The sequence below is a fragment of the Salinimicrobium sp. WS361 genome (assembly GCF_050750585.1).
In the GTDB taxonomy this organism is placed as follows: domain Bacteria; phylum Bacteroidota; class Bacteroidia; order Flavobacteriales; family Flavobacteriaceae; genus Salinimicrobium.
The window spans coordinates 1-14853 of sequence record NZ_JBOJLM010000005.1 but is presented as its reverse complement, the minus strand read 5'-3'; the positions used below and the strand labels follow the sequence as shown (position 1 = coordinate 14853).

General features: G+C 39.8%; 8 protein-coding genes and 1 riboswitch. Of the genes, 1 reads left to right on the top strand and 7 read right to left on the bottom strand.

The window, feature by feature from the left end; genetic code table 11:
- Nucleotides 1–92 precede the first annotated feature (92 nt).
- The 5 genes from ACQ93I_RS06105 to ACQ93I_RS06085 all read right to left on the bottom strand — a co-directional run bounded on the left by ACQ93I_RS06105 (nucleotide 93) and on the right by ACQ93I_RS06085 (nucleotide 9258).
- Nucleotides 93–1175 (bottom strand): efflux RND transporter periplasmic adaptor subunit, encoded by a 1083-nt coding sequence (locus tag ACQ93I_RS06105; RefSeq protein WP_431697670.1) that lies wholly within the window; start codon nucleotides 1173–1175, stop codon nucleotides 93–95.
- A 326-nt stretch (nucleotides 1176–1501) separates the two neighbouring features.
- Entirely contained in the window at nucleotides 1502–2818 is a 1317-nt protein-coding gene (locus ACQ93I_RS06100) for a TolC family protein (protein ID WP_431697668.1), read from the bottom strand.
- A 598-nt stretch (nucleotides 2819–3416) separates the two neighbouring features.
- Nucleotides 3417–4214: an HNH endonuclease gene (locus tag ACQ93I_RS06095; protein WP_431697667.1), complete on the bottom strand. Its 798-nt coding sequence runs from the start codon at nucleotides 4212–4214 to the stop codon at nucleotides 3417–3419.
- 3 nt (nucleotides 4215–4217) lie between these two features.
- The gene (locus ACQ93I_RS06090) at nucleotides 4218–6533 is read right to left on the bottom strand and encodes an AAA family ATPase (RefSeq protein WP_431697666.1); all 2316 of its coding nucleotides are present in this window, start codon (nucleotides 6531–6533) and stop codon (nucleotides 4218–4220) included.
- A gap of 1501 nt (nucleotides 6534–8034) precedes the next feature.
- Nucleotides 8035–9258: an outer membrane beta-barrel protein gene (locus ACQ93I_RS06085; RefSeq protein WP_431697665.1), complete on the bottom strand. Its 1224-nt coding sequence runs from the start codon at nucleotides 9256–9258 to the stop codon at nucleotides 8035–8037.
- A 568-nt stretch (nucleotides 9259–9826) separates the two neighbouring features.
- Between ACQ93I_RS06085 and ACQ93I_RS06080 the strand changes: the two genes are divergently transcribed.
- On the top strand, nucleotides 9827–10819 hold the full coding sequence (locus tag ACQ93I_RS06080; protein WP_431697664.1) for an endonuclease/exonuclease/phosphatase family protein: 993 nt from the start codon (nucleotides 9827–9829) through the stop codon (nucleotides 10817–10819).
- Between the two features lie 759 nt (nucleotides 10820–11578).
- Here ACQ93I_RS06080 and ACQ93I_RS06075 read toward each other — a convergent pair.
- Entirely contained in the window at nucleotides 11579–13273 is a 1695-nt protein-coding gene (locus ACQ93I_RS06075; RefSeq protein WP_431697663.1) for a ribonucleoside-diphosphate reductase subunit alpha, read from the bottom strand.
- A gap of 36 nt (nucleotides 13274–13309) precedes the next feature.
- A complete protein-coding gene (locus ACQ93I_RS06070) occupies nucleotides 13310–14284 on the bottom strand; it encodes a ribonucleotide-diphosphate reductase subunit beta (RefSeq protein WP_431697662.1) in 975 nt (324 codons plus the stop codon).
- 133 nt (nucleotides 14285–14417) lie between these two features.
- A riboswitch (adenosylcobalamin-variant (AdoCbl-variant) riboswitch) is annotated at nucleotides 14418–14512 on the bottom strand.
- Nucleotides 14513–14853 lie beyond the last annotated feature (341 nt).

Sequence of the window (14853 nt, the reverse complement as noted above, 5' to 3'; positions counted from 1 at the left end):
TTCTTTGGGCGTGACCCTACGGGTCGGGCTTTCGGCGCTACACGGTAGCTGCCTCTATCCCTGCCTGCCGGCAGGCAGGCCTCACGCGGGTTTTACTCCTTTACACTAACTTTCGCTCCGTTGAACAATTTTCCGTCTGCCGAAACTATATAGGCCTCGTCAGGGTTAAGTCCGCTAAGAACTTCTACCCGGTCTCCATAAGTCCTTCCCAGTCTCAGCCATCTTAGCATGGCGGTATTTTGCTGACTCACGGTATAAACTCCTTTCAGGTCTCCGCGGGTAATGATAGCCTCTGTGGGGATCATTACCGCTTCAGAAGTATTTTCCTGCTTCTCGACAGGAAAACGAACGGTAGCATACATGCCCGATTTTAAATCGGCTTCGGTGTCTTCAAGAGCCACTTTCACCAAATATTGTCCGCCGGTATTGCTGGCTGAAGTACTTACTTCTGCCACGGTACCCGGAACAGTCTGCTCAACAGACTTCACAATGACGTCCACTTTAGTTCCTGTTTCTATCCTCGAGATATTGGACTCCGCAACTCTTGCAGTTACTTCAAAATTCCCCGGCGCCTCAATTGCTAAAAGCGGCTGACCAGGATTGGCCATGGTGCCTTCCTCGGCAAATTTGTTAGTGATCACTCCGCTAAAAGGAGCGCGTATGTTCACGTAAGCGAATTGGGAGTTCACCTCGTTCCTCATCTGCTTTGCAGCTTCAAGTCTTGCCTGGGCCATTTCAAAACGGGCAGTCTGGTCGTCCATCTCTTTCTGGGAAGCCGACTGCTCTTCGAAAAGTGCTTTAAATCTTTCGAAATCTTTTTCAGCATTTCGGTAAGCGGCCTCAGCTTCGGTGATGCCGGCGTTTACCTGGGCACGTTTGGCCTGCAGGTCGCTGTTATTGATGGAAACCAGCAGCTGACCTTTATTCACCCGGTCTCCCACGTTCACGTGGATGTCATCGACAAAGCCCATCATACGGGTACTAAGGGTGGCGCTGTTCACCGCTTCGATCTTTCCGCTGGCAGTGAGAAAACGATCCCCCGTCCCCGATGGTGTTTCTACCTGCACAGGAACAACGGGACCTTCATTCACCGCCTGCTTTTTATCGTCGCTCCCACAGCTCGTCGCGAATAATCCCAGGGAAGCAAGTGCTATTATGTATATCGTTTTTTTCATCTCTTTTGGTTCAAGGTTTAAAGTTTAATGTTCAAAGTCTGTTCAATTCAAAATTCAGGATTCAAGATTCTCTTTCGCTGTCACCTCGAGCGGAGTCGAGAGGTCTTTGTACTCCCGACTCCCTTTTTCCCCCCGCCCCCTAAAGGGGGAGAAGGGCATTCGTGTTATAAATTTTATTTCGTTTTCAGTAGCGCTTCGACCTTTCTCCCGCTGTCGCGGTCGGGCTCAGAGTGACATTTGTTTTCAATACTTTCCGCCTCCCTTTAGTCCCGATAGCTATCGGGAGGGGTAAAGCGGAAAGGCCGCTTCTCAATACTCACTACTAACTACTCAATACTCTCCGTCAGGAATTCCAGATACGCTACTGCGTAGTTATATTCATACACCGTCTGGTAATACTCCAGTTGTTTTTCTGAAAACTGTGTTTCGGCTCCCAGGAGGTCTGTTGTTTTTTCGAGACCTTGCTCATAACGATTGTTTCTTATTCGCAGGGCTTCTTTGGATTGTTCCAGGGCCAGTTGGGTGAGGTGCAGTTTATTCTCTGCATCCTGTAAGGCACGGGTGGCGCGGTTAAGTTCCAGCTGACTCTGTTGTACGTGTTGTTCGAGTTCCAATTCTGCCTGTTTGAATTCGGCTTTAGACTGCTGGGCTTTTCCGATTCGCTTGCTGCCGTCAAAAATATCCCAGGTTAAGGCGACTCCGGCCATATAGCCGTTGGCGTCTCCCTGGAAGATCTCATCGTCATATAGCTCATAGCTTCCAAACGCATTAAGGCGTGGCAAAAATGACATTTTTGAGGCCGTATACATTTTCTTACGTGCATCGGTAGCCAGCTCCATAGCTTTAATGTCGGCACGGTCGCCGGGAAGGGCAGGAGAGGTCATTACGTTCATCTGCACGCTCAAAGAATCTGCAGGCAGCAGCACCACGTCAATGGAATCGCCCATAAGGAACATGAGGTAATCGCTCGCGTTCTCCACGTTGCTCCTGGCGTACTGTAGCTGGTTGTTCACTTCGGTCACGCGGACTTCCACCGCCAGCACATCAGATCGCTGCAGGTACCCCTGCTTAAAATTATTTTCGGCCAGTCTCAGGTTTGCCTGTGCTGTTTCCAGTGCCTGCTCCAGTACGGTCACCGCTTTATGGGCGAGCTGTAACTGCATATAGGCCTTCTCGGTTTCGAGTTTCATGTGGTCCCCGGTGCGTACGCCCTGCAACTCGGTCGCCTGCATCTTGTTCTTTGCAGCGCCGCGCTCCCAGAAGCCGTCCAGGTTCACCAGCGGTTGCTGAACTTCCACTTTAGTTGCGAAATTGTCAATTCGGTCGGGATCGTTGAGCCGCGCCGGATCGAAATCGGCCTGGGTGACGATCTCCTGGTTCAGTTTGGAACCAAAGGCCATAAGGGGATTATTGGTAGTCATCCCGGTATGGGAGACACTTATGTTGGGTAAAAAGACCGCATTGGTCTGCCGGTACTGGGCACGGGCCGCCAGGAACTCCTGTTGGGAGATCTTTAGCTGACTGTTATTCTCCTGCACCCGTTCCAGGACTTCTTCCTTTCCGATGGACATGGATTCCTGAGCGGAAAGCATCCAGGAAAAAAACATAACCGGAATTAGAAAAATAAGTTGCTGTTTCTTCATTTCTTAAATTTTATGGCACAAAAGTACTCTCAGAATAAGGGCTGGTCAGTAACCATTGTTACCAACTGTTAAAACTCTCTGGAAGACAATTTCATTCAGAGAGGAAGATCAAGGGGGGAAGTGTTGGATTGTAAACGGGAGGGTATTCCATAGGCCTCCTTTTAAAGTTCTTACTTAAAGGTCTTGCCTTTTCCAGATAAAAAGAATGACAAATGTCAGGATGCCGGGAGTGCATCCGGTTCATTAGAGGATGGGGGTAAGTTGCGGAAAGCTACGAGAGTTGGAAATCTTTCCCGGGGTGGAAGACGCCTGGATAAGTGCAAAACATATATCTGCGCGTGTTGTTCTCAGGACTGCCCGTTAGCAGTAACTTTTGTTACGGGTGGTGCATTTGTTACAGAGGGGATTGAGAAATGGGGTTTTTGGGGAGGGGATGGAGATCTGCATTAAAACCATTAGAGATAACGGTTGGGTTATTGTAGGATAATGGAGTGGATAAATGTCATTGTCGGATGACATCTTCTTTGATTAAAACATTAAGATTTTCTTTCTTAAGATGGCTCTTGCGTGTTAAGTGATGTATGGATAGAAAGTTTATTTACTGTTCTAGGTATTGGGAATCTTCTATAGCTTGATCAAAATTGAAAGGAAAATTCGGATTTTCACTAATGTAATCATCCATAATATATTTTATCAAATACAAATAGTCTCCACAACGTATTAACTTTAAAAAGTCATTCTTCCTAGTTTGAAACAAAGTAAATTTTTCTTTAGCCTCTTTTGAATTTTTACCCTTAACTTCTTTCTCCACCTCAAATAATGAAAAAATCAAATTGATTCTTCTTAAATGATTTTCTAGTACATCACGATAAATGTATTCCCTTCTTTCTGGTCTATTTTTCCCATTAATAAATGTATATTCTTCTGTGTTTGAAAATTTGGTTTTAAGATCTTCTGTAGAAGAGTGGAAAGGTAAATACCTGCCGTCTGCTGAATGAAAGTAAATTTGATCCATCTCATCCTCATCACAAGGATTTATGATTGGATAGTTACTACTTTTTTTTCTATTGCATGAAGGACATGACCAGATAAAGTTATTCCAGTTATAAATCAAATTAGCTTCTAAATCTTCCGATTTAGGAAAAAAATGGTCTACTTCGGCTTCATGGCCTTTATCTGTATGGATACCACAATATCCACAATTCTTTAAAAATAAAATTTTTAATTCATTTCTTATAATATCATTATTCCAAGTTGAGGATGGCTTGGTGGGCAATCTCTGGTTATCTTTTTTGGCTTTATTATAGAGTTTCCAATTCTCTTTATGCTTTTTATTGCTGCTTTCCAGAAGATCTTTAATCTTCTTGGATGCAGTACCTCTTTTAATGTAATGCATCAATCATATTTTGTTTCTATACTCTTTGATAAGAATATTTAGCTCTTGTTCTTTCATCCTTAATTCTTCTTCATATTTTCTGACATCATCCATTAAAGTTTCATTTTCTAATAACCTTTCTAACGTAACCTTTAATTTTTCTTTTTTTGTAGGACTATTTGTTTGTTCAATTTTTCTTTTAATTTCTTCCTTAGAAATTTTTGGAATAAAATCACTCGTATTAAAAACATATTTTAAAATATCTCTATAAGAGGCTGCCCAAGTATCGAACTCATTTGGTTCAATAGAAAATAAATCTTCAGATTGATGAATTTCCATAATTTGGCTTCTGTCGAGCCCAGCCACCATTAATGGTGAGTGGGTGGTGCAGATAATTTGAGTGTTGGGAAAATTATCTCTTAGAACATCTAAAAGCCTTTTTTGCCATACAGGATGAATAGAATTATCAATCTCATCAATTATTAAAATTCCCTTTTCTAAATAGTTTGATCTGGGTTTGCTTAGAGGGAATGCCTCAAATCTTCTTTGGATGAAGTATCCAATCCAACCTATAACAATTTTAAATCCTTGACTGATAAAATCTAAAGGAATACCTCTAGGAGCATCTGGAGAGGATACAATAATAACAGGAGGTGAAAATTTTTGAACTGTTTTAAACTTTATCTGACTTCCTGTCAAATCTGATATTACTTGGAATACATACTGTATTATATTGCCTTCTCTTGTTGTTTCTATTTTGCCCTTTTTGATGGCTTCTCCATACAAATTGGCAATCCAATCAACAAAAGAGTTCAACCTATCATCTTCTTTAAATGTTATTAGAGGTAGCAAATCGTCTACATGAGGTTGGCTATATGATTTCTTATTTATTACAACAGAATGATTGTAGGTGCCTCTTGCTTGAGGAAAGCCTATTATTAATGATTTTAAATTAAATTCCCCAGAATTTATTTCTTTATCCCCAGAACATTTTATATTTATAATTCGACCTTCATCTTCTGATTCTAAATCAATTATATTTTCAAAATTTTCCCCGTCAACGGTGTACTCTAATTTTATTCGTCCACTTGTGGAATATATGGCGTCACCATCTTCGTTAATTTCTTCTATTCTTAAAAGCTTTCTCAGTGTTTTCTCATCAGCATATTTGCTATCGTCTCTTCCTGTTATAGCTAATGCTAGAGCTCTCAAAATCGAGCTTTTCCCTTGGCCATTCTCTCCTACAATACAAGTTAAAGAATTGTCGAAGTTTATGGATGAGCTTTCAAAATGACCAATATTGCTCAGTTCCAATCTTTTGAGAATAATTTCCGGTCGATGTTCTCTAAGGACATTAAAAATCATATCCTTTAAATCGGTTGTTGAATTGAATTGGATCAATTGATCATTAAAATCTTTAACCAATTTATCTCTTAAAGATTCCACTTCATTTCCCTTTACTAGATTTATTTCGCCTACGCTAGACACATCTTTCTGAAGTAAAATTTTATAGGGAATATTATTCTCCTTACATTTTTCTATAATTTTGAAAACTTCAGAGGCTAGTTCGTGAATATCAAAACCTACAACGATTAACAAAAAACTTGCTTCGTTAGTTATTTCTGAAGCATCTAATAGAACATTAAATTCTACATCATATTCTGCATTAAAACTTTTAAATGCTTCTTCATATTTAGAGACTAATTCAGGTAAACTAAAATTTAAAAAAATATCGGCCTTTTTTATACTTAGTTCCGGAATTGGCTCTTCTTGATTTTCAAGAATATAGTCCAAGGTCTTTTGAACCTGAGATGGATTAAATCCTGAGGGTTGAGGCAATTGAGTTCCACGGATATCTAATAACTGTAGCTTTCTTAAGTTCTTTAATGAATGAGGCAGATAAGAAATAGGATTATTATTTAAATATAAATGAGTAAGCTCACTCAGTTTTCCGATTTCTGGTGGTAATTTTTCTATTTGATTTTGTTGGAGATGTAATTGATTTATGTTTTTGAGATTTTCAACTTCTGAAGGGAGCGATGTTAGCTCATTGTGATTTAGAATTAATATTTTAAGTCTTTCTAAGTGAAATATGGTTCGAGGGACTTTTTTTAATTTATTTTGTGGAATTCTCAAATCCTCAAAATGTGCTAACTTTGCAAGTTCTGGAGAAATTTTAGTGATATTGTTGTTGGATATGATTATTCGCTTAAGGTTCGTTAAATTTCGAACGGTATCAGGTATCTCATTTAAATGATTATTGTCGAGTCTTAAATCGGTGATATTAGCCGGTAAAGTTGGCCATTCGGCTAAATTTCTATTAATATAATTACCTTGCATTGATTGCTATTTTACATTTAAAGATATCAAATTGATTTTAGTTTATTCTTACAGCTTTGTCTCTTTGGAAATTCCTGACCAAAATCTTCACGGCGGCAGCTTAATATTTAAAAATGTTGCGTTTCTGTAAATCTATTAAAATTTTGTTAAGAAGCCGTTACGGGAAACCGTAAAATCAATAACCAATTATCAATGAACAATGAACAGAGATTCTTCTTGGCCGGGAGATTTTTCTGTCGCCCAAAACCTATTGAAAATGACATTTTTGCCACCTTTTCTTTGTGATCTTCTTTTTTGACTTAGTGTGAAACCTTGTTCTCGATACAAATCCGCCCCTGCTCCCGCAGGTCCAGATTCACCTGCCTACCGGCAGGCAGGCTCGAACTGACGGGAGACGTAATCTGCGTAGATCTGCGTGATCTGCGGGGAAAAAGTGATTAGTGTTCAGGAAAAAGATCTCTTTGCGCTCTTTGCGAGAAAATAGTCGGTAGACTTTAGACGGGAGACGGTAGTTTTTAAAATTTCCACTATGGGATTTGAAGTGAAAACAAAAGGATATGAGTTAAAAAATTATCTGTGCATCTGTGGCTTTTTTACTGTATAAGGGATAATGAATATTGAATAATTGAGAAGGTAGGAGACACAGATTTCTCAGTCGCGAAAAAGCTCCTTCGAAATGACATTTTTGGCACCTTTTCTTTGTGATCTTCTTTTTTGACTTAGTGGGCTTAGTGTGAAACCTTGTTCTCGATACAAATCCGCCCCTGCTCCCGCAGGCCCGGATTCACTCGAACTGACGGGAATGGTTATCTGCGAAGATCTGTGTGATCTGCGGGGAAAAAGTGATCAGTGGTCGGTGTTCAGTGTTCAGGAAAAAAGATCTCTTTGCGGGCTTTGCGGTTGAACTTTGCGGCCTTTGCGAGAAATTAGTAGGGAGGCATTAGACGGTAGACGGTAGTCGTAGTTGAGATTTCTCAGTCGCAGAAAAGCTCCTTTGAAATGACATTTTACAGGACCTTCCAAATTACAAGCATCAAATTCCAAACTTGATTTGAAGATGTGAGGATTTGAAAATTTGAAAATGAGAAGAAGTGGAGTAGAGTAAAAAAATTATCTGTGCATCCGTGGCTTTTTTAATAGACGGTAGGGAGACGGTAGTTGAGATTTCTCAGTCGCTGAAAATGCTCCTTCGAAATGACATTTTTTAGGAAATCCCAAATCACAAGCACCAAATTCCAAACTTGATTTGAATATGTGAGGATTTGAAAATTTGAAAATGAGAAGAAGAGGAGTATGAGTAAATAAAAATCATCCGTGTATCCGTGGCTTTTTAAAGAGACGGGAGACGTTGGACGGTAGACGGTAGTCATATTTGAGATTTCTCAGTCGCAAAAAGCTCCTTCGAAATGACATTTTTGGCACCTTTTCTTGTGCTCTTCTTTTTGAACTTAGTGGGCTTAGTGTGAAACCTTTTTGAGAATCCTGCCTACAATCTCCTGACTTAAAAGAAGGAATAGCCAAGTATCATGGAAATGGTTTTATATGCTGAACTCCAGTAAGAATAGTTACTCAGTATCTCCCGGCTGGTATTGTATCTGAGTTCAATGCTGTAGGTGTCCTTAAATTTATATCCGGCACCAAAGGCTACATTTCCCTGGGTTTTAATTTCCAGGGAAGAATACAAGGTGTTATTCTGTCTGTAGAAATCCATGGTGGCATTGGGATCAAAATTGATTACGTAAGAAAAGTTTAAAAAGAGCTTTGAGCTGTCATTCAAATATAAATAATGCCTTATCCCTACTGGCAATTCGATAGAGGGGTAGTCGATCTTTGAAATAAGGATCCCTCCTGAAACATTGTCTTTTTCCTGTGTCTGTTCCGATTTGAAATGTTGGTAGGTGGGTTCAAAAATGATTGCCCATTTGTTCTTATTAAATGGCAAAATAAATTCGGCCTCAACTCCAAGTCTCAATCCTATTTCATCATCAAAATCGGTGTTTTTAGAACCTGAATTTGCATTTGTTATGGAAAGAGATGAGTAATTCAACCCCGGACGCAGGCTTAAATTGAACAGATCCTTTTTTTGTTTTTGTTCGTAGATCGTATAGGCCTGATCATGACATTCATTATAGTCCACAAAAAAGCTGGTAAGATCCCTTTTTTTATAATCCAGATTCTCCACTTTTCTCATTGTAAGATCTGAACATTTTAGACTATTCCATATTTGCTGTCTAAAACCGTCATTTGTGGCGATACTTTTTTCAGGAGTCATGAATTTTTTATAGATCAACTGGATGATTTCTGAATCATCTTTGCTGTAAAAATACCTGGTAATATTACCGTCTTCCAGAGAGTATAAATTAGCTTTCCCTTCTACCAGTAATTTTAAAAAAAGTTCTTCTTCTTTAAATTCAGGATTTCTGTCTTCGCTCAGATTCTTGATATTCCCATTAGATCTGTCCACGTTCACCGTATGCCTTACGAATCTTGCCCCATCGGCAATACCAAATTCCTTAACTGACTTTATGGAAGCATTTTTAGGTGCCCCATCTGCGGAAAGTTTATACTCAAACTGAGAAGGGTTACTTCTCCAATCCACATTCCTGATCAGGACATCCATTTTTTGATCGCCATTATCAATGAAATATCCTTTTTCGAATTTGATTTGAGAGTAAGCGTTCAGGCTTAAAAGTGCAGTTAAAAAAAGTAATAGGTATGGTTTCATTTTAATTTGTTCGTTAAGACCGGACCCAATTTGTCCCGACCGTAAAAATTATAAGGAAATCTCAGAATAATCCCGCTTCAACGTAGATTGACAGTTGGATTTTCAAGATTCTGTAAACTTATTAATATTTTGTTAAAGGAAATTACGGAAAACCGTAGTTTGTAAGAAGAAATTCCAATAAACAAGTACTAAAATCTAATTAGAAGATAGTCGTTAGATTTTAGACGGGAGACGGTAGTTTGGAATTAGTCGATAGACTTTAGACGTGAGACGGTAGTTACTAAAAAAAACCAAAAGTTCAAGCACCAAATTCTAATGTTGATTTGAAAATGGGATAATTTGAAAATTTGAAGATGAAAACAAAAGGATATGAGTTATAAATCATTTGTGCATCAGTGGCCTTTTTAATTGTATAATGTATAATGAATATTGAAGAATTGAGAAGGTAGAATAATTTCCAGGGGATGTTGTAATTGGAGTTGTAGGTATGTCTGTGCCTGTTCAGGAAAATGGGAAATGTTTTCACAACTTTCACTAACTTAATGAGATCAATCGCATTAACCCGAACATGAACTTTAGAAGAATCTTCTTTTATTTTATCGTTTTTATAAGCAGTATTGTAATTCTGGCGAGTCTGTTTTCTCTCCTTTACGATTTGCCGTACTGGTACTCGAAACTGCTGGATTTTCCGCGATTGCAGTATTTGATCCTCGCAACATTATGCCTCATTCTCGTTGGCGGAATCAACAAAAAGTGGAAGTGGCCCTCCATACTTCTGGTCGCTGGTTTACTGGCATCCATTTTCATTCAATCTATCCGCATCTATCCTTACTGGTTCGCGGATAAAGCTGTACCCGATGCAGCCGAAAATTATTCTGAAGAGAATTCTGTTAGTCTGTTGCTGGCAAATGTTTTGATGACCAACCGGGAATCTGCCAGGATCTTAAAAGCTGTCAGCGATGCTGATCCCGATATTTTCCTGGCCATGGAGGTGAATCAATGGTGGCTGGATGAACTGGAAGTCCTTAAACAGGATTATCCTTATGTTATGGAGCAGCCAAATGATGAAGCCTATGGGATGGCGCTGTATTCGAAGCTGCCTCTAAAACAAAAGCAACTCAAATATCTTAAACATGAAAACGTACCCTCGTTTCATACGCGGGTTCAGCTGGAATCGGGCAAGGAATTTATGCTTCACGCCGTGCATCCGGTGGCGCCTATGCCCAGCGATAAATACCCCGATAATGTTGGGGAAGCGGAAGTTGCTCTTCTCAAAGTGGGAGATTTTGTAGCCGGTGAAAACATTCCTTCTTTAGTGGCAGGGGATTTTAACGATGTTTCCTGGTCTCAGACTGCAAGGCTCTTTGGAAAATCAGGGAAATTAAATAATGTGCGGATTGGCCGGGGACTGTACAACAGTTTCGACGCAAACTCCCGGATCATGAGATGGCCACTGGATCATTTTTATGTCACCAAAGAATTTCAACTGGCCGACCTCAAGACACTCGGGAAAGTGGGATCTGATCATTTTCCTGTTTACGCGGAATTCGTTTTACCCTGATTCATTCTTCATTGTATAATGTATATTGAATATTGTAAAATGTTTATTTATAAATTAAAAAATGATTTGAAGATGAGATAATTTGAGGATTTGAAGATGAGAAGGAATATAAATTCCAAAATTTCAAGCACCAAATTCCAGTAAAATAAAAAATCATCTGTGCATCTGTGGCAATTTTTTATTGAATAAGGTATAATGAATAAGGTATAATGAATAATGTATAATGGGTAAGTCAATAAATTTCAAGTACCAAGCACCAACTTCCAAAGTTAATTTGAAGATCTGTTGATTTGAAAATTTGAAGATTTGAAGATGAAAAGGAGTGGAGAGTGAATAAAAATCATCTGTGCATCTGTGGCCTTTCAAATTGTATAATGTATAATGAATATTGTATAATGGGTAAGTCAATAAATTTCAAGCACCAAGCACCAAATTCCAAAGTTAATTTGAAGATGTGGTGATTTGAGAATTTGATAATTTGAAGATGAGAAGGAATATAAATTCCAAATTACAAACACCAAATTCCAATGTTTTCAATTAGCAATTAGCAGAGATTTTTGCGCTCTTTGCGCTTAGCTTAGCGGCCTTTGCGTGAAAATAATCGGTAGATTTTAGATGGTAGAATTTTACATTTACAACAATTCACGCGGGAAATTTCTATAGCTCAAACAGCAGGTTTTGAATGCCAGATTTTAAGAACCTGCTTCTGAAGAGAGGTTCTTAAAATGGCATTTTCAGAAGGAATTTTTCTGCAAATTACTAAGCTTCACAACTTGAACAGCTCACAATATTTGAAACAAATTCTTTTGAAACGCTTTGGCTTCTTTGGTAGTACAATGTTTTTACGCCGAGCTTCCAGGCTTCAATCAGTAGCTTGTTCACTTCTCTTACCGGAAGCCCTGCAGGGATGTTCAGGTTTAAGCTCTGTGCCTGATCAATGAACTTCTGGCGTACAGATGCCTGCTGGATGATCTCTAACTGACTGATCTCTTTGAAGGTCTTAAAAATGTCTTTTTCTTCCTGGCTTAAACTATCCAGGTGCTGTACGCTCCCGTGGTGCAACATGATGCTTCTCCAGGTATCCTCGTTGTCCAGGCCTTTTTCCTGAAGCAGCTCTTTCAGGTATTTATTCTTCCGCATAAAATTCCCTTTTGCAAGCCCTGCTTTAAAATAGTTACTGCTAAAAGGTTCAATTCCCGGTGAGGTTTGTCCCAGAATTGCTGAAGATGAGGTAGTGGGCGCAATGGCCATTAAAGTGGTGTTCCTGAGTCCGTAGCCCTTGAGGATTTCGGGCTCGCCGTAGATCGTTGCCAGCTCTTTACTTGCTTTGGTCGCTTTTGTGCTGATGTCTTCAAAGATCTTATGAGTCAGGCCTTTTGCACGCATGCCTTCAAAAGGGATCCTGTTCTTTTGCAAATAGGAATGCCAGCCCATCGCGCCCAAACCAAGCGCCCGGTGATTCTTTGCAAAACGGTTTGCTGCAGCCAGGTAGTGATTGCCTTCAGTCTTTGCGATGAATTCCTGTAGCACCCCATCAAGAAAATAAACGGCCATTTTAACCGCTTCAGTGTCTTTCCACTCATCATACAATTCCAAATTCATAGAAGAGAGACAGCAGATGAAGGATTCATCTTCAGTAGAAGGCAAAGCAATTTCAGAACATAAGTTACTGGAGTGTATCGTGAGGTTGTTGTCTTTGTAAACCTGCGGCTTAAACCTGTTCACGTTGTCTTTGAACAGAATATAAGGCAATCCTTTTTGCTGGCGGCTTTCCAAAACTTTCGCCCAGATATCACGTTTTTCCATGTCGCCATCAATCATTTCCTGCATCCAGTAATCGGGAACACATACCCCGTTGAACAGGTTCTGGATAGGGTTACCAATATTCTTGATCTCGAGGAATTCCTTTATATCAGGGTGATCAATGTCGAGATAGGCAGCAAAAGCGCCACGACGTACGCCACCTTGCGAAATGGTGTCCATAGCCGTATCAAAAAGCTTCATGAAGCTGGTGGCGCCGCTGCTTTTTCCATTGTCGGTCACTGCACTTCCACGGCCACGCAATTCTCCAAAATACCCCGAGGTTCCGCCGCCAATCTTAGTTTGCATGATCACCTCACCAAGCTTGTGGGTGATACCTTCAATATTGTCGGGCACGTACACGTTAAAGCAGGAAATAGGCAAGCCGCGCTCGGTTCCCATATTTGCCCAAATGGGAGAACTCAAGCTCATCCACCCACGCTCGATCATTTCGATAAATGCTTCGGCTAATTCGGGTTTGTACAGGCGCCTGGCCGCAGCATTGGCAATACGTTCAATGGCCGATTTCACAGTTTCACCCTTCAGCAGATAGCCGCGGTTAAGGATCTGCTGGCTCTCGTCATTTAGCCACCAAAGTCTTTCGTTGGTAGTTTCATCGCCAATTAAAGGCTGGGCTTGTACATTAGTTGTCATGGGAATTTCGGGTTTAATTCGGGAATTCAGGCTTAATTAAAATAGGTCGGCTGCGGTAATACTTTTATCGTGCTTGGTGTAATCTACCGGGCGTCTTGCAAAGAAATCATCAAGACTGTTGGCAAAAACTTCTTCCTCAAACCAAAGCATAGGCTGATAATCTACTGCGCTCACGTTATAGATCTTAGACATACCAATGCTTTTTAAGCTGTCATCTACGCGGAACTTCATAAAATCCATGAGGTTCTTTTTATCGATATTCTCCAGTTTACCGTTTTCAAAGATCCAGTCCAGGATCTCACCTTCAACTTCTATAGATTTCTTTACGGTGCTGGTTAAACTCTGAATCAATTCCTCATCAAAATAATCGGGGAATTCTTCACGAATTTGATTGATGATGTACATGCCGGCATTTGCGTGTATTTGCTCATCAACCGAAGTCCACGCTATAATATTGCTGATGTTCTTCATCACGCCTTTAAAGCGGTTAAAAGACAAAACGATAGCAAACTGGCTAAAAAGAGAGACATTTTCAATCAATATTGAGAACAGGATGAGGGAAGAAATATAATCTTTTGGATCTTTTGCTTTGGTGTGTTCCAAAGCTTCAGACAGGTAGTTAATCCGGTTTTTGATTGCCGGTACTTCAATGACATTTGCAAATTCATTGCTGTAGCCCAAAACTTCGAGAAGCCTTGAATACGCCTGAGAGTGCCTGAATTCACATTCGGCAAAAGTACTGCCCAGGCCATTAAATTCAGGTTTTGGCAAATGCTTGTAAAGGTCGCCCCAAAATGATTTTACAGCAACTTCAATTTGTGCAATAGCAAGTAAACTCTTTCTTACCACATCTTTTTCACCGTCTGAAAGATAGGAGTGAAAATCCTGTACATCGGCTGTGAAGTCTACTTCAGAATGTACCCAAAATGCTTTGTTTATGGCATCGGTAAAATCCAGGACTCCGGGATATTCAAAGGGTTTGTAGTTTATTCTCTTTTCAAAAATGCTCATAATCTATTCATTTTGATTAAACAAAAGCCTAAAAAATAACCAATGGAAGAGAAGATAAGGGCCAGGAAATAAGGCAGGGCCAATCTGTAGAATTCCACGACAATTACTTTTTATGCGAAAGCAAAGTCATCGATCTGAAAAAGGTACTCTGGCTTATAACCTAACGATTATTGACAGTTGCGCAACAGCTCATGATTTTCACATGATTCCCCTCCTGAAAATATCAGATCAATTATTCAATGTAAAATTAGAAAGAAAGAAGCAGCAATCATTTTGTGCTGCGTTTACTTATCAACACAGTTTTTCACAAAGGCAAAAATTCAGGTTGAACTGTGGGAGTAAGCGACCACGGCGTTTCTAAGTTTTTAATTTCCTAATGCTTCGGAAAGAGGTGTCAAAAATGTCATTTTTGGATACCGATATCTTCGGAAATTTTTGTCGTTGCTGGAAGTGGAAAACTTCGGTTACTACTGAAGGAGCATTGATAAAAAGTAAGTGTCTTTTACTTCAGCTAAGTGGAAATAATTTTTTCAACCTCTCGTTTTCAGCAGTTGTATTAACAAAACTAT

What these genes read in the sequence shown, in the direction of transcription:
- ACQ93I_RS06080 (WP_431697664.1), top strand. Translation starts at nt 9,827, where the DNA reads ATGAACTTTAGAAGAATCTTCTTTTATTTTATCGTTTTTATAAGCAGT.
- ACQ93I_RS06100 (WP_431697668.1), bottom strand. Translation starts at nt 2,818, where the DNA reads ATGAAGAAACAGCAACTTATTTTTCTAATTCCGGTTATGTTTTTTTCC.
- ACQ93I_RS06085 (WP_431697665.1), bottom strand. Translation starts at nt 9,258, where the DNA reads ATGAAACCATACCTATTACTTTTTTTAACTGCACTTTTAAGCCTGAAC.
- ACQ93I_RS06090 (WP_431697666.1), bottom strand. Translation starts at nt 6,533, where the DNA reads ATGCAAGGTAATTATATTAATAGAAATTTAGCCGAATGGCCAACTTTA.
- ACQ93I_RS06075 (WP_431697663.1), bottom strand. Translation starts at nt 13,273, where the DNA reads ATGACAACTAATGTACAAGCCCAGCCTTTAATTGGCGATGAAACTACC.
- ACQ93I_RS06095 (WP_431697667.1), bottom strand. Translation starts at nt 4,214, where the DNA reads ATGCATTACATTAAAAGAGGTACTGCATCCAAGAAGATTAAAGATCTT.
- ACQ93I_RS06070 (WP_431697662.1), bottom strand. Translation starts at nt 14,284, where the DNA reads ATGAGCATTTTTGAAAAGAGAATAAACTACAAACCCTTTGAATATCCC.
- ACQ93I_RS06105 (WP_431697670.1), bottom strand. Translation starts at nt 1,175, where the DNA reads ATGAAAAAAACGATATACATAATAGCACTTGCTTCCCTGGGATTATTC.